The organism is Candidatus Eisenbacteria bacterium, from assembly GCA_005893305.1.
Classification (GTDB): domain Bacteria; phylum Eisenbacteria; class RBG-16-71-46; order SZUA-252; family SZUA-252; genus WS-9.
Window position 1 is genome coordinate 44876 of the sequence record VBOZ01000014.1, and the last position, 19186, is coordinate 64061.

General features: G+C 66.7%; 18 protein-coding genes. 10 read left to right on the forward strand and 8 right to left on the reverse strand.

Translation table 11 applies throughout. The features are described from left to right. Position 1 precedes the first annotated feature (1 nt). On the reverse strand, positions 2–364 hold the full coding sequence (gene queD / locus E6K79_05380) for a 6-carboxytetrahydropterin synthase QueD (protein TMQ65199.1): 363 nt from the start codon (positions 362–364) through the stop codon (positions 2–4). Next, entirely contained in the window at positions 364–1050 is a 687-nt protein-coding gene (locus tag E6K79_05385) for a 7-carboxy-7-deazaguanine synthase QueE (GenBank protein ID TMQ65200.1), read from the reverse strand. The genes queD and E6K79_05385 overlap by 1 nt, the downstream gene beginning before the upstream one ends. A 126-nt stretch (positions 1051–1176) precedes the next feature. Between E6K79_05385 and E6K79_05390 the strand changes: the two genes are divergently transcribed. The 4 genes from E6K79_05390 to E6K79_05405 are packed head-to-tail and all read left to right on the forward strand — an operon-like array spanning position 1177 to position 4387. After that, complete coding sequence (locus E6K79_05390; protein ID TMQ65201.1) at positions 1177–1836, forward strand: fatty acid hydroxylase; 660 nt, start codon at positions 1177–1179, stop codon at positions 1834–1836. Between the two features lie 31 nt (positions 1837–1867). Next, positions 1868–2647 carry an ABC transporter permease gene (locus tag E6K79_05395; protein ID TMQ65202.1) on the forward strand — a complete coding sequence of 260 codons (780 nt, stop codon included), beginning with the start codon at positions 1868–1870 and terminating at the stop codon, positions 2645–2647. Between the two features lie 4 nt (positions 2648–2651). Next, on the forward strand, positions 2652–3464 hold the full coding sequence (locus E6K79_05400; protein ID TMQ65203.1) for an ATP-binding cassette domain-containing protein: 813 nt from the start codon (positions 2652–2654) through the stop codon (positions 3462–3464). Next, positions 3461–4387, forward strand: coding sequence for an MCE family protein (locus E6K79_05405; protein TMQ65204.1), 927 nt, complete (start codon positions 3461–3463; stop codon positions 4385–4387). The genes E6K79_05400 and E6K79_05405 overlap by 4 nt, the downstream gene beginning before the upstream one ends. A 21-nt stretch (positions 4388–4408) precedes the next feature. Here the strand turns inward: E6K79_05405 and E6K79_05410 are convergent, their stop codons facing one another. The 4 genes from E6K79_05410 to E6K79_05425 all read right to left on the reverse strand — a co-directional run bounded on the left by E6K79_05410 (position 4409) and on the right by E6K79_05425 (position 11286). Then, positions 4409–5269, reverse strand: coding sequence for a T9SS type A sorting domain-containing protein (locus E6K79_05410; protein ID TMQ65205.1), 861 nt, complete (start codon positions 5267–5269; stop codon positions 4409–4411). 114 nt (positions 5270–5383) lie between these two features. After that, positions 5384–7915 (reverse strand): choice-of-anchor B family protein, encoded by a 2532-nt coding sequence (locus tag E6K79_05415; GenBank protein TMQ65206.1) that lies wholly within the window; start codon positions 7913–7915, stop codon positions 5384–5386. 53 nt (positions 7916–7968) lie between these two features. Next, the gene (locus E6K79_05420) at positions 7969–9273 is read right to left on the reverse strand and encodes an NAD(P)-dependent oxidoreductase (protein TMQ65207.1); all 1305 of its coding nucleotides are present in this window, start codon (positions 9271–9273) and stop codon (positions 7969–7971) included. A gap of 810 nt (positions 9274–10083) precedes the next feature. Continuing rightward, positions 10084–11286: a pyridoxal phosphate-dependent aminotransferase family protein gene (locus tag E6K79_05425; protein ID TMQ65208.1), complete on the reverse strand. Its 1203-nt coding sequence runs from the start codon at positions 11284–11286 to the stop codon at positions 10084–10086. 244 nt (positions 11287–11530) lie between these two features. Here E6K79_05425 and E6K79_05430 point away from each other — a divergent pair, with 244 nt between their 5' ends. From E6K79_05430 to E6K79_05440, 3 genes are all read left to right on the forward strand, one after another. Further along, the gene (locus E6K79_05430; protein TMQ65209.1) at positions 11531–12517 is read left to right on the forward strand and encodes a DUF1028 domain-containing protein; all 987 of its coding nucleotides are present in this window, start codon (positions 11531–11533) and stop codon (positions 12515–12517) included. A 123-nt stretch (positions 12518–12640) separates the two neighbouring features. Continuing rightward, on the forward strand, positions 12641–13819 hold the full coding sequence (locus E6K79_05435) for a citrate synthase (GenBank protein TMQ65210.1): 1179 nt from the start codon (positions 12641–12643) through the stop codon (positions 13817–13819). Next, positions 13708–14622, forward strand: coding sequence for an NRDE family protein (locus E6K79_05440; protein TMQ65263.1), 915 nt, complete (start codon positions 13708–13710; stop codon positions 14620–14622). The genes E6K79_05435 and E6K79_05440 overlap by 112 nt, the downstream gene beginning before the upstream one ends. A gap of 214 nt (positions 14623–14836) precedes the next feature. Here E6K79_05440 and E6K79_05445 read toward each other — a convergent pair whose 3' ends face one another. After that, a complete protein-coding gene (locus E6K79_05445; protein TMQ65211.1) occupies positions 14837–15529 on the reverse strand; it encodes a metal-dependent transcriptional regulator in 693 nt (230 codons plus the stop codon). 59 nt (positions 15530–15588) lie between these two features. On the opposite strand from E6K79_05445, the gene E6K79_05450 reads away from it, so the two are divergent. The 3 genes from E6K79_05450 to E6K79_05460 are packed head-to-tail and all read left to right on the forward strand — an operon-like array spanning position 15589 to position 18213. Beyond that, positions 15589–16011, forward strand: a complete 423-nt coding sequence (locus E6K79_05450) for a hypothetical protein (protein ID TMQ65212.1) — start codon at positions 15589–15591, stop codon at positions 16009–16011. Positions 16012–16021: 10 nt separating this feature from the next. After that, positions 16022–16996, forward strand: coding sequence for a copper oxidase (locus tag E6K79_05455; protein ID TMQ65213.1), 975 nt, complete (start codon positions 16022–16024; stop codon positions 16994–16996). Further along, positions 16993–18213: a metal transporter gene (locus tag E6K79_05460; protein TMQ65214.1), complete on the forward strand. Its 1221-nt coding sequence runs from the start codon at positions 16993–16995 to the stop codon at positions 18211–18213. The genes E6K79_05455 and E6K79_05460 overlap by 4 nt, the downstream gene beginning before the upstream one ends. Before the next feature lie 133 nt (positions 18214–18346). Here E6K79_05460 and E6K79_05465 read toward each other — a convergent pair whose 3' ends face one another. Further along, the gene (locus tag E6K79_05465) at positions 18347–19123 is read right to left on the reverse strand and encodes a DUF1579 domain-containing protein (protein TMQ65215.1); all 777 of its coding nucleotides are present in this window, start codon (positions 19121–19123) and stop codon (positions 18347–18349) included. Between the last annotated feature and the right edge of the window lie 63 nt (positions 19124–19186).

Consider the following 19186-nt stretch of genomic DNA (forward strand, 5'->3'; position numbering starts at 1 on the left):
CCTATTTCCCCTCGTACTCGCAACGCGCCTCGCAGGTCTCGTGGACCGTCACCCGGGCGAGTAGCGGGAGCTTTGGCTTCAACCGTTCCCAGATCCAGGCACAGAGGTTCTCGGAGGTCGGGTTCTCCAGGCCCTTGATCTCGTTCAAGTAGTAGTGGTCGAGCTGAAGCCGCAACGGCTCGATCGAGTCCTTGATGTCGCCGAAGTCGAGCAGCCAGCCGGTCTCGGGATCGACCTCCCCTTCCACCTGGACCTCGACGCGGAACGAGTGCCCATGGAGCCGGCGACACTTGTGCCCCGCCGGCGCCTTGGGCAGGAGGTGCGCCGCCTCGAACGTAAAATCGCGCGCCAGCCGGACCCGCATCAGTGGAGACCCGAGAGCTTGTGGGTCTGAGGAATCAGCCTGGCCCCGGGATAGCGATCCCACGGCCACGATTCGAAGAGCGCCTTGCCGCTGCCGCGCGCGTGCTCCGGCTGGAGCACCACGGCGCCGACGTACCCCAGGGCGTCCAGAACCGCAATCGCGTCCTCGACATCGCGCTCATCCTGGATCACGAACTTGAACTGCCTCTTCTCCGGAGGCACGCTCAGGAACCGCCGCAGCCGGGTGACCTGCTGCTCCACGGGATCGCCGTCGAACGTCTCGGCGCTTCGGCCCTTGGGCGATACGGTCCAGAAGTCGATCCATTCGAAGAGCTCCTCGACGACGCGGGCCCCGCTCGTCTCGATCGAGATCCAGTATCCGGCCGCCTTGAGCTCCCGTAGGAGCCATAGGAGCGACGCCTTGGGCGCGATGACCGGTTCCCCGCCGGTCAGACAGACGCGCCGCGTCGAGGGGTGCCCGACGACCGCTCCGCGCACGCTCTCGGGCTCCATCTCCTCGAAGCGGCCCACGCCGGTGTGGGTGAGCGCCTCGGGCTGGTCGCACCAGACGCAATGGAGGGGGCAGCCGTAGAACCGGACGAAGACGGTTCGCTCGCCCACGTGAAGGCCCTCTCCCTGGACGGAAAGGAAGATCTCGTTCACTCGGAATGACGGGAGGCGCTCCATGCCCCGATGATAGCCTGTTCGCTGGCCCGTTGACCTCCCCTTTGGGCCTGCGTATCATTCGTGGTCGGAACCGTCCCGACGGTGCGGGCGGGGCCAGGGATTCAAGCGGATGGAGGCTGGAAGGTCATGTCGAAAGCCAATTACGCGGATTTGCCCATCAACCACAGCGAGGAGCCGATCCGGCTCTTCAAGTCGGATTTTCTCGAGTTCTTCACCCACATCCACCCGGCCGTCGTGCTGCTCCTCTACGTCCCGGTCGTGGTCTTCTTCCTGGCCCGCTCGTACGCGGAGTGCGTCTCGGCGGGATCGCTGACGCCGCTCTGGGGCGGATACGTGGCGGGGATCCTCGTGTGGTCGTGCTCGGAATACCTTCTTCACCGCTTCCTCTTCCACTACGAGCCGAGCCAGGCGTGGCTGAAGCGGGTCTGGTACCTGATCCACGGCGTCCACCACGAGCAGCCGCAGTGCAAGACCAGGCTCGTGATGCCGCCGATCCTGAGCGTCCCGCTGGCGTTCCTCTTCTACGGGCTCTTCCACCTGGTGGTCGGCATGGTCCTCGGCGCTCCCACCTGGACCGGCCCGCTCTTCGCGGGCTTCATCACCGGGTACATCATGTACGACATGACCCACTACGCGACGCACCACCTCTCGATGAACTGGGGTTTTCTCAGGTTTCTGAAGCGCTACCACCTCCTCCACCACTACAAGACGCCGGACGTCCGGTTCGGCATCAGCTCTCCCATCTGGGATTTCGTCTTCGGCACGAAGCCGCCGAAGGGCTCCTGAAGTCGCGGCGCGGGCGACACCGCTAGTCCCGATGGGACTCCTCTCCGCGTTCGTGGAGTGGCTGCGGCGGACCATCCAATCCGTTCAGGAGTTCACCCTCTTCAGCATCGATGTCATCCGGGCCACCTTCTCCCCGCCGTTCTACGGCCGGGAGATGGCCCAGCAGCTCTATTTCGCGGGGATCGGCTCCCTTCTGATCGTCGTCGTTTCCTCGGTCGTCGCGGGTCAGGCGCTCGCGCTCCAGCTCGTTCGAGAGCTGGCGGCGTCGGGCGCGAAGAGCCAGCTCGGGCATTTTCAGGTGATCTCGGTGGTCCGGGCGCTGGGGCCGATCTTGACCGGGATGGTGGTCGCCGCGCGAATGTCGGCGGGGATCACGGCGGAGATCGGCGCGATGCGCTCGAGCGATCAGATCGACGCGCTGGTCGCCTTCGGCGCCGACCCGATGAAGCGGCTGGTCGTGCCGCGGCTCGTCGCGCTGCTCGCGGCCCTGCCGGCTCTCGTGATCATCGCGGACACCCTCGGCGTCCTCGGGGGCGGGCTGGTCGGCACGCAGTACCACCTGACGTGGGACACCTACATGAACGGCGTCCTCAAGTACTTGACCCCCAAGAACCTGCTGGTCGGCATGATCAAGCCGTTTATCTTCGCGATCATGATCGTGATCGTGGCATGCTGGAAGGGCTTCACCTCGGCGGGGGGCGCCAAGGGCGTAGGCGTCTCCACGACCCAGTCGGTTGTCATCTCGTCGGTGGGCATCCTGGTCACGGACGGGATCTGCACGCGGCTGATCTTCAAGCTACTCCATTGGTGACGGCATGATCGAATTTCAAGACGTGAACTATACGATCGGGGATCGGTTGATCCTCTCGGGCGTCAGCTTCGCGGTTAAGCGCGGCGAGACCCGCGTGATCCTGGGCCCGTCCGGCTCGGGCAAGAGCACGGTCCTGCGCCTTCTCATGGGCCTGGTCCAGCCGGACAGCGGCAACATCATCGTCGACGGCGAGGACATCGCCGCGGTGGACGAAGAGCAGCGCCGGCGAATCCGGCGGAAGATGGGGGTCGTCTTCCAGCAGGGTGCGCTTTTCGATTCAATGACCGTGGGAGAAAACGTGGGCTTCTCGCTCCTGGAACAAGCGGATGCGGACGAGGAAGGGGTCGAGGGAACGGTGAAGCACTTCCTCTCGCTCGTCGGTCTCGAAGAATACCTGATCGACCGGATGCCGGACGAGCTGTCCGGCGGGATGCAGCGGCGCGTGGCGATCGCCCGCGCGCTGGCCGCACGGGACCCGCAGATCCTTCTCTACGACGAGCCCACGACCGGGCTCGATCCTCAGGCCTCCGAGCGGATTACCGACCTGATCGTCCAGCTTCGCGACACCATGGGCAAGACGTCGATTATGGTGACGCACGATATTGCCGATGCATTCAAGGTGGGAAACCGAATCACCATGCTCCATGAGGGGCGGGTCGTCTTCGACGGGCCGGCGGCGGACCTCAATCGCGCCCAAACCCCCTTCATCACCCAATTCCTGGCCCCATTTCGGAAGGCGGTCGCGGCCGCCAGCGCGCCCGTGGCGGGCGCTAACCGCCCCGCCCAGGCTCCCCCACAGTTCGGAGGAACCTCGTGAAGCGAACCGGTCAGATTCCCTTCATGGGGCTCAAGATCGGAATCTTCGTCTTCATCGCCAGCGTGCTCCTGCTGTGGGCGACGTTCCAATCGGGAAGCTTCAGGCTGGGCAAGGAGGAGGACATCGTGGTCCGCTTCCCCAGCGTGGGCGGGCTCGAGGAAGGCGCCGTCGTGCGGCTGAACGGCGTCCCGATCGGGGTCGTGCGGGACATCTCGCTCACGCCGCAGGGGAACGATGTCGCGGTCAAGCTCGGGGTCAAGAAGGGGACAAGGGCACGGCTCCACGAGGGCGCCTCCGCCCGAATCACGACGGTCGGATTCCTCGCGGAGCTCTACGTCGAGCTGAACGGCGGGAACGAGGCGGCTCCGCCGATCCGGAACGACGCCGAGATCACGCCCGGCCTGCTCGCGGACCCGGCCGTGATGATGAACAAGGTGAAGTCGATGGCGGATACGCTCGACATCATGCTCTCCAACCTCACGAGCGCGAGCCGCTCGCTGGTCCATGGCAAGGGGACGCTGGGGCGCCTCTCGCAGGACGACCGGCTCTACGAGCAGATGGTCTCGCTCACGCACGAAGCGACACAGCTCACTTCGCGCATGAATGAGAATCAGGAGCGGATCTCCGGCCGCCTCTACACGCTCACTGGAACGCTCGACAGCCTGACCTACCAGATGCAGCACGGGAACGGAACGGTGGCGCGGCTTCTGAACTCCGACGAGCTCCACCAGAAGCTGGCCTCGAGCAGCGCCCGGCTCGACTCAATCTTATCGATCGTCGAATCGGGCAAGGGTACGTTTGGACGGATGATGGCCGACACCGCGCTCTTCGACGACACGAAGGCGCTGGTCGCCTCGATGAAGCGGTTGATGGCGGAGATCGAGAAGAACCCGAAGAAGTACCTGAAATTCAGCGTGTTCTAGATACCGCGCGGACGAAACCGGCTACTGCACCTTGACGAAGCGGCGGCTCGAGCGATGGCCTGCCGCCCCTGCCTTCACGAAATACACGCCCGTGCCGCACATCGATCCGTTGTAGCGCCGCCCGTCCCATGTGATCTCGTTGGGCCCGGCCGCCAACGTCATCCCCGCCGCCAGGCGGCGCACGAATCGTCCTTGCACATCGTAGATCGCCACGTCGACCCGCTCCGCGCGATCGAGCGTCAACTGAACCGAAGCTTCAGCGCTGAACGGGTTCGGGACCACGCGATCGAGGCGAAAACCCGGGCTGCCGCGCCCCGTGTCGACGGAAGTGACAGCGGGAGGATCGGCGGCCTGGATGTGGATGACCGTGTCCCGGCAGGCCTGGTTCTGGTGCAGGGAGATATCGATGTCGATCTTTGGAAACTCCCCTCCACCTTGGACCAGCCCGCTATCGAAATGCTTGGACGGCTGATTCCCGATGAAGAGATCGAGGATCATCTGCTGCTGGACGGCGAATTCGCCACCCACGCGATAGGTGCCGGCGCCCCGGATGATTTGGTTCGAGGAACCATCGGGGAAATCCCACCGAACGTTCGAGACGGTGTAGTTGTTGAAGAGCGGGTCGGAGCTGACGTACCTGAGCTCGAACGTGCCCGTGAGCGGCTGAGAATAGAGGACGGGACAGGCGCAGGGACCAAAGCATCCCCACATGAAGCGGCTGTCCGAGCCAAGCTCGTAGGTTGAGGCCTTCGAGGGGTCGGGCTGGGCTTCGGCGGTCGCAACACGAAACAGCGCCGACGCGCCGATCAGCATTAGGCCGAACAGCATCACGACGAGAGGCTTCGCCGTGTCGTGCATCCTAAAATCACGCATCGCAATCATTTCCAGTCCCGCTCGAATTGAACGCTCGCGCGAAGCAGGACCCCACGTACCAAACCTAAGTATACCAAAAAAGGGGGCCTCAGTCGAGACATTCCGGACCTCGCCGCCGCGAGGCTACCGCGCGAGCACGAAGCGCCGCGCGAGCTTCTCACCCCCCGCGTCGGCGCGAATCCAGTAGACCCCGCTGGCCGCTTGCCGGCCTCGTGAATCCCTTCCGTCCCACGTGAGCGGCAAGAACCCCGCCGTCGCGTTCCCCGAATGCAGGAGCGCGACGAATCTTCCCGCGATGTCATAGACCGCGACGTGGGCCGGGCCCGCGTCCTTGAGACGCAACGTGATCGTCGTGGTCTGTGAGGCCGGATTCGGCCGCGGTGCGCCCAGAACCGCACGCGGCGGCATCTCGGGTCCCTCCCCAACGTGCGTCGGGAGGAGTGCCGCGTCGTGAAGCTCGAGGTCGTCGATCGCGGCTTCGACGATTCCGCTCACGCCCTCGTCCTGCGCGATGAACCGGACCCGGACCGCGGCGTCGGGCACGACGTAGTCCTTCACGCGGATCAGCTCGGGGTGCCAATCGGGATGGCTCTCGCGGATCGTGCGGGCCCGGACCCAGTTCACGCCGTCCGATGAGAGGTCGATCAGGAGCGAGTCCGGCTCCCCCGGCGTGTTCATGTAGTACCAGCGGCGAAAGCCGATCGTCGGGTCGGTCATCCCGCCCACCGGGAGCGGCGGGGTCATGAGCGTGGTCTTTCCGCCGTCCACGTCCCCGTCGGCCGGGGCGCCTCCGACGGCGCCGTTTCCCGTGACGAAGCAGAAGCCGGTCCCCGGCGAGGCGTCGTCGTCGGGTTGGACCTGGCCCTCCTGGCTGAAACCCCCTTCCTCCGGCTCCGGATGCTGCGGGGCGAGCGTGCCCGGCGAGAACGGCGAGGCAGTGTTCGGATTCCCCCTCGCGGTCGGATCCTTGATCGCGCTCGCGAACGACGTGCCGACCGGCTCCGCGCGCACCCATAGCCCGTCGGTCGCGTTATCCCCCGCCGCGCTCAACGACCATCCCTTGTCCGTGTCGCACGAGTCGTACCAGGCGGCGCGAAGGAGGGACCAGCTCTCGGTCATCGAGGCGCCTGCCTGCATCGTGACGAGCCTCGTCTGCGGCCCGTATCCGGCGCGGTCGCAAACCAGCCTGTACGTGCCGGGCGGGGTGCCGGGGAGCGTGTAGCCGCCGGACGATCCGCTGCTCGCGAGAAGCGGGTTATCGCGGTCCTCGACGGTGGCGTCCGGAAGCCCGGTCGAGTCGGAGGCGCGCAAAACCGTCCCCATGATCGTTCCCAGCGCCGCCGGCTGGAGCACCACGTCGATGAAATCGTGCCCGCCCTTCGTGATCCCGCCGACGGCAAAGGCGTCCTGGTAGCCCCACTTTCTGACCCGCACCGTGTGGCTGCCCGGGGCCAATGCCAGGATCGCCGTCCCGAACGACTGGGTCCGCGTGGAATCGCTCTCGCCGACGCACACGACGTCGGCCCCGGGGATCGGGACCGAGGCGGCGTCCCGGGCCGTGACCCGGAGCGTCCCGTAGTTCGGGTTCGCTCGGAAGATGTACAGGCCGGACTCGATGTCGCTCGCGATGAACGTGCCCGAGGGATAGAAGGGCGCGACCTCCCACACCCCGTGGAATCCGCCGGAGAATCTTCCGTACGTGTCGTAGTAGCCCCACTCGGCCGGCAGGGACGGGTCGGTCAGATCGAAGAGCCGGACTCCCTCCGTGTACCAGGCGACGAACGCCGTGTCCTGCTTCACGTGCACGTTGTGGACGATCGATAGCGGGTTGACCGTTACTTCTCGTACCTTCGGGTGCGCGAAGATGTCCTGCATGTCGAAGACCTTCATCGTGCCGTAGTTCACCTCGTCGCACGCGTAGGGATAGCGTCCGTCGCGGGACTTCTCCGCGCTGTGGGTGCGCGCGCCGGGATACGTCCAGGAGACGAGCTCCGTCGGGGCGGCCGGGTTCGCGAAGTTGAACACGCGCATGATGGCGCTCGAGATGCAGCTCGCGTAGAGCGTGTCGTTCCGGACCCAGCTGTCGTGGACGTAGTCGGTCAGGTACGACCCCACCTCGACCGGGTTCTCGGGGTCGGCGAGGGAGAGGATCCGCATCCCGGTGGGGATCCCGTCGAACCGCGTCCCGTTCAGGATCAGGAGCGCGCGCGTCGTATCGACGGCGACGGTGTGGGCACGGTTGAAGTTGGTCACGTAGGTCTTCACGAGCACGGGGCTCTCGGGATCGGTCATCCGGACGATCTGGATTCCGCCGCCCGCCGCCTCGGTCGAGATGTAGACCCAGTTTCGGTATTGCTTCATCTCGCGCCAGACCGATGGGAGCCCGGGGATGAACGCGACCTCATAGGGCGATGAGGGGTTCGTGATGTTCACGATCGAGGTGCCCGCGTCGGTGCCGAGAATCGCGTACTCGCGCCCGTCCGAGTGGACGTAGCTCCAGCAGGCGGAGTAGGCCGCGTAATTGTCGAGGTGGGCGAGGAGCGTGACGTTGCGCGAGGTCGCTGCGGCGATCGCGGCGTGCGGTGCGGCGTAGGCCATGCCGGCCAGCGTGACGATCGCGGCGAGGATTCGCGTGCCGTTGGAGCTGTGCTGCAAGAAAACGCCTCCGCGCGGGCGCCGGCGTGGGGAGCATTGCCCGCGAGCGAAGTCTACACCCAGCCCGCCTCCCGGTACCAGGCCGCGGTGCGATCGATCCCTTCCGCGAGCGAAACCTTGGGGGTCCAGCCCAGCTCGGTTCGGATCTTCGCCGAGGAGCAGAGCCAGTCTCCCGACGAGATCTCGCGCAGCTTCTCGCGGCTCAAAAACGGGGCCCGGTTCCGGAGCGATCCCCACATCTCCCCGACGAGCGCGCTCGCCTGTAGCGCGAATCCGGGTGGGCTCACCGGCACGGCCCACGTCTTCAAGGAGCGGCGCACCAGGTCGCCCAGCTCGCGATAGCCGGTCACGTCGGGCTCGGACGCGAAGAAGACCTGGCCGGCCGCGCGCGGGTGCGTCAGCGCAAGATGGACCGCGCGAGCGAGGTCCTCGGCGTAGATCAGGGAGAAGCGCCCTCCCTCACGGAGAATCGGGAGGACGTGCCATTTGACCGCGACGAATGCCCGAAGCAGCGAATCATCGCGGGGGCCGTAGACCGCCGGCGGCCGAATCGCGACGACCGGAAGGCTCTCCTTGAGGAGCATCGTCAGCTCCTCCGCGCGGCGCTTCGTCGCCCCGTAGATCGAGACCGGATCGGGTCGCTCCGTCTCGGTGACCGCCCGGCCCTCGACCGCGGGGCCGGCCACGGCCTGGCTGGAGATGAGCACGAAGCGCTGGAGCCGGCTCCCAGCCGTCGAAGCCGCCCGGAGCATCTGTTCGGTTCCGCCGACGTTCACTTCCTGGAACTCCCGCGGCGATCGCGCGTGCGTGAGCCCGGCGGCGTGGACGATCCAATCCGCGCCCTCGACCGAGGATTCGAGGCGCTCCGCGTCGCGGAGCTCGAGGCGGGTGATCTCGACGGCCTTTCCATCCAGCCATCGCGTCGAGGAGGTGGGGCGCAGCAGGCAGCGCACGGTGGCGCCCTGGCGGAGAAGCTCGTCGACGATGTGGCTTCCGACGAAGCCGGACGCCCCCGTGACGACGGCGAGCGGCCCGCTCACGGGCCGAGGCGGCGCTCGTAGATCCGGTAGACCGAGGAGCGCACGCCGCCCATGACCCGCGACATGTCGTGCACGGCCTCGTTCTCCTCGAGAATCCAGCCGATGTCGCAGGAGGTGTAGCCGAGGCGCTTCGTGATCCCCGCCATCTCGGCGATGAGAAGCGGTCCGATCCCCTTTCGCCGCAATCCCGGCCCGAGACCGAGGGCCATGACCCGGAATTCGCGAATCCTCGGAAGGGCCCAGAGGAGCTTGAAGATCCCGAACGGGAAGAGCCGGCCTCCCACCTTCTGCAGCGCGATGTTCGCGTCGGGCACGCAGAGCGCGAAGGCGACCACCTTCCCGTCGATCTCCGCGAAGCGGATCAGCTCCGCCTTGACCACCGGCTTGAGCTGCGACGCCATGTGGTCGATCTCATGGTCGGTCATCGGGACGAAGCCCCAGTTCTTCTCCCAGGCCGAGTTGTAGATCACCTTCACGTGCTCGAGCTCCTCGTCGAATCGGCGCATGTCGATCGGGCGGGTCGTCAGCCCCGGCTGCAAGCGCGCGCGAGAGGCGATCCGCGCGTAGGCGGGCGGCAGGGCCTGCGGCACCGGGCAGCGGAACGAGTAGAGGTCCTTCGCCTTCGCGAGGCCGGCGCCGCTGAGCCACACCGCGTATTCGGGCGGGTTGTACGGCATGAGGAGCACCGGACGGAGGTCGAAGCCTTCGATGAGGAGGCCGCACTCGTCGTTGGTGGTGAAGCTCATCGGCCCGCGGAGGACCTCGGCCCCCTTCGAGCGCGCCCACGAATCGGCCGCGGCGATCAGGGCCGCGGTCGCCTCGGGCGATGTCGCCTCGAAGAACCCGAACGTCGCCTGCTTCTCGCCCTGGAACGAGTCGTAGTTCCGGTCGACGGACGCGGAGACCCTGCCCACGATCTTCCCACCCTCTCGAGCGAGGAAATACCCCGCCTCGGCGTGCTCGAAGTAAGGGTTCTTGCCCGGGGTCAGCCGGACAAGCTCGTCCGAGGGGAGCGGCGCGACCCAGTACGGGTTGCCGCGATAGCGGTCGTAGGGGACTTGAATGAAGCGCCGCAGGTCGGCGGGGCTTTGAACGGGGACGACTTCCATGCCATTCCCCGGCCCGGGGCTAGCCGGCCTTGGAGGCCAGCTCCAGGCCGACCTCCTGGTGCACCTCTTCGACGACCTTCAGGATGTAGTCGAGCTGCTCGTCCTTGTGGGATGCCATGTAGGACGTGCGCAGGAGATCGCGGCCCGGCGCGACCGCGGGCACGACGATCGCGTTCACGAAGACGCCGCGGTCGAGGATCTTCCTCCAGACCTGCATGGTCTTCATGCGATCCCCGATGAAGATGGGAACGATCGGCGTCTCCTTGCCCGAGCCGACCTCGAGGCCCTGCGCCCGGAAGCCGCTCCGCATCTTCACCGAGATCTGACGGAGGCGGTCGCGGAGCGCCGGCTCGGTCTCGATGATCTCGAGGGAAGCCAGCGCGGCCGCCACGCTCGCGGGGGTCACGCTCGCGCTGAAGATCATCGCCCGCGCGTGGTGGCGCAGATAATCCATCACCACCCGGGGGCCAGCGATGAACCCGCCCACCGAGGCGAACGACTTGCTGAACGTGCCCATGACGAGATCGACCTGGTCCTCGACGCCCATCGCCTCGCACGCCCCGGCGCCGCGGGCGCCGAGCACGCCGATGCCGTGCGCGTCGTCAACCAGGAGCCGCGCGCCGTACTCCCGAGCGAGCCGCACGATGTCGGGGAGCGGCGCGAGATCGCCTTCCATGCTGTAGAGCCCGTCCACCACGACCAGCTTGCCGGTCCGGGGCGGCAGGCTGTTCAGCACGCGCTCCAGATCCCGAACGTCGTTGTGGCGGAAACGCTTCACGTCACCGTACGAGAGCCTCGCCCCGTCCACGATGCAGGCGTGCGCATCCTTGTCGAGGATGACTACGTCGCCCTTGTCGACGAGCGCCGATATGCTGCCCAGGTTCGTCAGGTAGCCGGTCGAGTAGACGAGGGCCGCTTCCTTGCGCGTGAACTTGGCGAGCCTCTCCTCCAGCTCGACGTGGAGCTCGAGGGTGCCGTTCAGGAATCGCGAGCCGTTGTTCGATGTGCCGAAGCGGCGGAGCGCGTCCTCGGCGGCGGCCATGACCTTGGGGTGCTTCGTCAGGCCGAGGTAGTTGTTCGATCCAGCCATGATCAGCCGCTTCCCGGCGATCGTGACCTCGGTGCCGTGGTTTTCGGATATCGGGAGAAAATAGGGGTAAACGCCGGCTTTCTGGGCCAGGTGATGCTCTTTGAATTGACCACACTTGTCGAATAGGTCCACGCGAGCCCTGTGTCTGAGGTTACGGGATTTAGCTGCCGGCTTTGCGGCGTCGGGATTGAATTAGCGCCGTACGATACTGATTTCCCCGCCCCGAGTCAATCGGCTGAGGTATATATGACGATGGCACAAGGGGAAGGGCGGCTGCTCGGCGCCTGGCCCGAATTGCCGTTGTCTCTTGAAGTTGGCCGCCACGGGACGCCCGCCTGAAGCCGGTGCGCCCCAAGACCCACAGGGAGGGCTCCCCATGCGCCGCACTGTCCGCGCGCTGTTCCTTTCAGTCCTGCTCGCTCTACCCGCGAGCGCCGAGGCGACATTCTCGATCGTGGCGCGCGATTCAGCGACCGGCGACATCGGCGTGGCGGTCCAGTCGCACTATTTCGCCGTCGGCCCGATCGTCCCGTGGGCAGAGCCCGGCATCGGCGCGGTGGCCACCCAGTCGCTGGTCGAGGTGAGCTACGGGCCCAAGGGGCTGGAGCTGATGCGGAACGGGAAGGATGCCAAGCAGGCACTCCACGACCTCCTCGAGGAGGATCCGCACCCCGAGGTGCGGCAGGTGGCGATGGTTGACGCGCGCGGCGAGGTCGCGTCGCACACCGGCGCGAAGTGCATTCCCGACGCGGGCGACACGACCGGGAACGGCTACTCGGTGCAGGCGAACCTCATGTCGACCAACCGGGTCTGGCCCGCGATGGCGCGTGCGTACGAGCGGTCGAACGGCGACCTCGCGGAGCGGCTCCTCGCGGCGCTCGAGGCCGGGCAGCTCGCGGGCGGGGACATCCGCGGCCAGCAGTCCGCCGCGATCGTCATCGTGAAGGGAAAGCGCTCGAACAAGCCCTGGGCCGATCGGATCATGGACCTTCGCGTCGAGGACAGCCCCAAGCCGATCGCCGAGCTCAGGCGCTTGGTCACGCTCTGGCGCGCCTACCGAAACGTCGATGATGGAGACGCGCTCGTCACGGACGGGAAGGTCGAGGACGCGATGAAGGCGTACTCCGAAGCGGCCCGCCTGGCGCCGGGGAACGACGAGATCCTGTTCTGGCAGGCGGTGACCCTCTGGAAGCTTGGCCGCGAGAAGGACGCGACCCCCATCTTTCGCAAGGTATTCGCGCGCGGGGGCCGCCGGTGGGTGGAGCTGGTTCCGCGGCTCGTTCCAGCCGGCCTTCTCGAGGACGACCCCGCGTCGCTCCGCCGCATCCAGGCGCTGGCGGCCCGGGCGAAACGGGCCCGGTAAAGGGAGCGGTGCCGCAGGCGTTTCGTTGCATCAAATTGATAGAAGTCCCAGAATGGGGTCGGCCCGGGAGGATTTGAGTTCCCCGCCGACCTCGTCGCGATCGTCACTCATCGGAGGAGTTCCATGTCGGAGCGCACCGCGCCGCCCCTTAGCACGCCCAGCCAGCCCAAGATCCCCTACGTGCCGGGGCTCGAGGGCGTCCCCGCCGCGAAGTCGAGCATCTGCTGGATCGACGGCGACCAGGGAATCCTCGAGTACCGCGGCTATGCTATCGAGACGCTCGCCGAGAAGAGCACGTTCGAGGAAACCTCGCACATGCTCCTCTGGGGGAAGCTCCCGCCGCGCGGCGATCTGGAGAAATTCGGACGCGATCTCGCCTCGAATCGGGACGTTCGGTTCCGGTTGATCGATCTGCTCAAGTGCCTCCCCGATACCGGCCACCCGATGGAGGCGCTCCAGGCTTCGATCGCGGCTCTCGGGATGTTCTATCCCGACCGGGACGTGAACAAGCCGGAGGATCGGTACAACTCCGCGGTGCGGATCATCGCGAAGGCGCCGACGTTGGTCGCCGCGTTTCATCGCTTGAGCCACGGCAAGGACTACATTCCACCCAAGGAAGAGCACTCGCACGCGGCCAACTTCCTCTACATGCTCACGGGCGAGGATCCCGATCCGGAGATCGCGCGCGTGATGGACATCTGCTTCATCCTGCACGCGGAGCACTCCATGAACGCGTCGACCTTTGCCGGAAGGGTGACGGCCTCGACCCTGGCCGATCCCTACACGGTGGTCTCCTCGGCCATCGGCGCCTTGACCGGCCCGCTCCATGGCGGCGCGAACGAGCAGGTGATCCACATGCTCCAGGGAATCGGCGACCCCGAGAAGGCGCGGCCCTACATCGAGGACCTGATCGCCAAGAAGCAGAAGATCATGGGCATCGGGCACCGGATCTACCGCGTGAAGGACCCGCGCGCGCTGGTGCTCCAGAAGCTCGCCGCGCAGACCATCGCGATCCGGGGCGCCGATCCGCTGCTCGAGGTGGCCCAGGAAGTGGAGAAGGTCGTGGCCGAGCATCTGGGACCGAAGCGGATCTACCCGAACGTCGACTTCTACTCCGGCGTGGTCTACACCGCCATGGGACTCCCCGCCGCGCTCTTCACGCCGATCTTCGCGATCGCGCGGATCACCGGCTGGCTGGCCCACTGGATCGAGCAGATCCAGGACAACCGGATCTACCGGCCGGATCAGATCTACACGGGCTCCCACAACGAGCCCTACATGCCGCTGGAGGAGCGGGTCTAAGGCGATCCGGGTCCGCCCTCGTGTGCACCGTGATCGTCGGGCTCCAGATTCTAGGGCCCGGAACGCTTCTCCTGGGCGCCAACCGCGACGAATCCCCCGACCGCCCGACAGCGGGCCCGGGAGTCCTCGTCGAGCGACCGCGCGTCGTCGGCGGGCGCGACCTCGTCTCGGCCGGGACGTGGCTCGCGGTGCGCGAGGGCCGATTCATCTCGGCCTTGATGAATCGTCGCCCGATCCCCGGGGACAAGCGCGATCCCGCGACGCTCCGCTCTCGCGGGCTCCTTTGCCTGGACGCTGCCGCCCAGGGCCCTCCGCTCGACGCGCCATCGGCGATCGACCCCGGCACGGGGGAACCACACCCACCCCGCCTCGATTTCGCGCTCCGGCTCCTTGGCGCCGGCGCCTACGCCCATTGCACGCTCGTGGGCGTGGGGCTCGACTCCGGATGGGCAATCCGCGGGGGCCACGGCGGTAGCCCCGAGGTCACCCCGATCACTACGGGGTGGCACGTGATCACGCATCAGGAGCTGGATGATCCGGACGAGCCCCGGACCAAGTGGCTCCTCGAGCGACTCGAGGGGGCAAAGCCGGCGGGCGTCGACGAGGCCTTCGCGCTCTTGGGGAGCCTCCTGCGCCGGCACGGCGAGGAGGGTGAACCGCCTGTCTGCATTCACCGGGAGCGCTTCCCCACCGTATCGAGCAGCCTGCTCGCGCTCGGTGCTTTGGGTAGGCCCCGCTATCTCCACTCCCCCGGCCCACCCTGCGTCACGCCGTACGAGGACCACTCGTCGCTCTTGGCGTAGGCAGTATGCCAGGGACATCCGCGCAGGGATCAACCGAAGGGCGCCTGCGCAGCGAGCGGAAAATGGGAGCGGGGCGATAATGCCCGGTGGCCGAACTATGCGGGGCGGCCCGAACGCGCAGCGGCTCAACTCGCGCCCGGGCATTTCGTCCCCGATCCCCCGCGAGCAAGCAAAGCGCCCGTAGGTTGATCCCTGCGCGGATATCCCTGGGAGGCTACTTACGTCTGGCGCGGCGCGCGGGCCCCGATGCGGTGACGAGGACGAGGTCGGCGAGGTCGGGGTCGATCGCGCAGCGCCGGTTCCCCACCTTGAGCGTGATGGGCCCGCGAAAGGGGGCGCGCTCGAGCACCAAGACGCGCGCTCCCGGCAGGAGCCCCAGGGAGACCATGTAGCGGAGCTTGTCGGCGTGCCGGTCGCTGACACGGGCCACGGTGCCGTCGTCGCCGGGCTTGAGCTTGGAGAGGGGGACTCCCTTCAGGCGCTCCATCGCCCCCGCCTTCGTGGGAATGGGATCGCCGTGCGGGTCGCGCTTGGGATCGCCCAGCGCCCGGGCGAGGAGATCCTCCATGTCGTCGCTCAGGACATGCTCGAGCCGCTCCGCCTCCTTGTCCACCCGCTCCAGGGGCACGCCGAGCCTGGTGTAGAGGTAGAGCTCCCAAAGTCGATGGTGCCGGACGATCTCGAGCGCGATCTTCCGGCCCCTCGCCGTCAGGGTGACTCCGCCGTAGCGGGTGTAGTGGAGAAGCCGCATCCCCTTGAGCTTCTGCACCATACCGGTGACCGAGGGAGCCGAGATCCCGAGGTGGATCGCGATGTCCCCCACCGGGACCTTCCCGCCCCCACCCTGGTGGCTCAGCTTCCAGATCGCCTTCAGGTAGTCTTCGACGGCGTGCGTAATGCTCGGCATGGGCCCTCCGTCGAATGAGGGTACAATCGAACTTGACAGTTAGGCTAGCCTAAAGGAGAATGATGGGGATGCCGATAATTCGGCGGAAGGAGACCCCAGTGATGAAACGCATCGCCTTAACGCTCGTTCTCGTGCTGGCGCTGGTCGGCGCGGCCCTCGCGTTTGTGGGTCGCGACAAGGAGAAGAACCTCCCCCCGACCCGGACCGTCGTCATGAGCATGAAGGATTACACGTTCAACGACCAGAACCCGACCCTCGCCTTCAAACCCGGGGAGCGCGTCCGCTTCATCATCACGAACGACGAGCCGACCCCCGTGAAGCACAACTTCCGGATCGTGGGCATGGACGTCCCGTGCGAGCGGGAGCTATCGCCCGGCGAGAGCCGCGAGGTCATCGTGACGATTCCGCCCTCGGGGGAATTCGCCTACACCTGCTGCACCCATCCCGGCATGGGCGGGAAGCTCGTGGTCGCAGGCCGCTAGGCCGCGCGCCATGCCGTCTCGCCGCCTTCTGGGCGCGGGCCTCCTGGCGGCCGTCGCGTTGGCCGCGCTCTTGATCGGCCCGGCGCACCTGACCGCGCAGCGCCCCCCGAGCACGCCGCCCGCTCCCGAGATCGGTCCCCTCGCGCGCGCCGCGCGCGACCACGCCGTGCGGACCCTCACCGAATTCGACTACGGCAAGGCAACCCCCCTTCGAGACGGGACCTCGCTGCGCGAGTACTGGATCGAGGCGAAGCACGTCGAGGTGGAGGTGGCGCCCGGCGTGCGCTTCCCCGCCTGGACCTTCAACGGCGCGGTCCCCGGCCCCACGATCCGCTGCACCGAGGGCGACTCGATCCGCATCCACTTCACGAACCACGGGACGATGCCGCACTCCATGCACTTCCACGGCATCCATCGCGCCGGCATGGACGGCGTCTTCGAGCAGGTTGTCCCGGGCCAAACCTTCATCTACGAGTTTCGCGCCGAGCCGTTCGGCCTTCACCTCTACCACTGCCACACGATGCCGGTGAAGATGCACATCTCCCGCGGGCTCTTCGGGGTTTTCCTGGTGGATCCGAAGCAGCCGCGCCCCAAGGCGCGCGAGATGGTCATGGTGATGAACGGCTTCGACACCGACCTGAACGGGGAAGACAACGAGTTCTACACGGTGAACGGCTACGCGAACGTCTTCTTCCGCGATTACCCGATTCCGGTGAAGGCGGGCGAGCTGCAGCGGGTCTACCTCGTCAACATGACCGAGCTCGATCTGGTGAACTCCATGCACACGCACGCGACCTTCTTCCACGTCTATCCGACCGGAACGTCGCTCACGCCCAGCCTCTACACCGACACGATCACGCTGGGCCAGGGAGAGCGCGCGATCCTCGAATTCAGCTACGCCTACCCGGGCCGATACCTCTTCCACGCCCACCAGAACGAGTTCGCCGAGCTCGGCTGGCTGGGCCAGTTCGACGTGAAACCGTGACGCCGCGTCCCGATCCGGGGAAGCCTCCCTCGGCCGCGCGGGTCTGGCTCGCGGGCATGGGACCGCTCCTTCTCGTGGGCGCGATGACCTGGTGGTTTCTGAGCTCGGGCGTCGCGTGGCTTCGGCTCGGCGGCGTGCCGATCGAGAAGCTGGCGATCGAGCGGGTGGTTTTCCGGCCGCAGGAGATCGTTCTCAAGGTCCGAAACGAGGGGCCGGGCCCGCTCTCCGTGGGCCAGCTCCTCGTGAACGACGCGATCTGGGATTTCTCGATCACCCCCGGCCGCGAGATCGGACGCATGAAGGGGGCTACCCTCTCGATTCCCTACGATTGGCTTCCGGGCGAGCCGTACGTGTTCACGATCGTCTCCGGCACCGGGCTCAAGCACAGCCGCACGGTGGAGCTGGCGACCATGACGCCCTCCGCCTCACCCCGCTCGTTCCTGGTATTCGGGGTGCTCGGCGCGTACGTCGGCGTCATCCCGGTCTTCCTGGGGCTTCTGTGGCTGCCCTTCCTGCGCGCGATGCCGCGGACGTGGATGGACTTCTGGCTCTCGCTCACGATCGGGCTCCTCCTCTTCCTCGGCGTCGACACCCTCAAGGAGTCGATCGATATTCTGGGTCGCGTCGCGGCGTACTGGAACGGCGTGATGCTGGTGGCGCTCGGGGTGGTCGGGGCGTTCTTCTCGCTGAACGGGGTGGGGCGCGTGCTGACGGCGCGCTCGGGCACGGCCGGCACAGGGGCCTCGGCCCGTCCATCGGGAATGGCACTCGCCACGTTGATCGCGATCGGGATCGGGCTTCACAATCTGGGCGAGGGCCTCGCGATCGGCGCGGCCTACACGCTGGGCGAGGTCGCGCTCGGATCGTTCCTGATCGTCGGATTCACGCTCCACAACACGACCGAGGGGCTCGCCATCCTCTCGCCGCTCGTCGGCGGGAAGGCCTCTCTCCGCGACCTCGGGATTCTCGGCCTCCTGGGCGGCGGCCCGACGATCATCGGCGCGTGGGCGGGCGCCTTCACCTACTCGGATCCTCTCTCGCTGGTGTTCCTCGGGATCGGCGCGGGAGCGATCTTCCAGGTGGTGCGGGTGCTGGCTCGCGGAAGGGCCGAAGGGGGCGAATCCGTGATCGAATCGCTCTCGCGGCCCCAGAACGCGGCGGGGCTCCTCGCCGGGTTCATCATCATGTACGCGACGAGCCTCCTCGTCGCGGGCTAACTCGCTCGTCGGGGGCTGGTCGCGGGCAAGCTTGCTCGTCGTAGACCAGCCGCCAATCGCGCGGAACAGAAAAAAACGGGCGGCCCGGATTCACTCCGGGGCCACCCGTCCTGATTCGATCGGCGAGGTTCGGTTAGCCGGACTTCTTCGTGCTCGTCGCGGCGGGCTTCTTCATGGCCCCCTTCGACGCGGTCTTGGCTCCGCCCTTCGCCCGCATGCCTTTCTCTTCCATCAACGTCTTCATCTGGCCCGTCATGTCGTTTTCGATCGTCATCGTGTAGGCATCGGGATCGGAGAACGCGAAGGTCATCTTCTCCGTCACGGCCTTGCCCTGCATCATGTAGGTCGTGTAGAGGACCAGCGTGTTGTCGTTCGCGAACGTACCGTAGTAGACGTACGATGAGGGAGACATCGCGTCGGACCAGACCAGCTGGTACTGCTGCTTCTCCGGATCCCAACCCCAGGTCGACCGCCCGTAGCACGGCTTTCCCATCATCTGGAACTGGTGATTTCCTTCGAGGTGCATTCCGTTGAACGCCCAGTCGAAGCTGGCCTTCGACGGCGAGGTGGCCTCGGGGCCCATCGGGCTCTCGTACATGTGCATGCTCGCGGTCCACGACCCCTTCATCACCGAGAGCTTCTTGAGCTCCGCGGGCGGGACTCCCGGCATCATCATGTTCTGGATCTGCTTCGCGGGCTCCTGCGCGGGAGGAGGAGTCGTAGCCGGAGGCGGCGTGGTCTGAGCCGCGGGTGGCTGCGCCTGCGCCGGAGGCGGCTGCGTCTGGGCCGCGGGCGGCTGCGTCTGAGCCTGAGGGGTCTGCGCCTGCGCCGCATGCGAATCGTCCCCGATCGCGAGCACGGGCAGCGCCAGGAAAAGCGCGGCCGCGAGGACGATACTCGTTTGCTTCATCATCTGTTACCTCCGGTTCAAGGGTGGGAGATGGATTAGGATAAAACCCACATGGGACCCCCA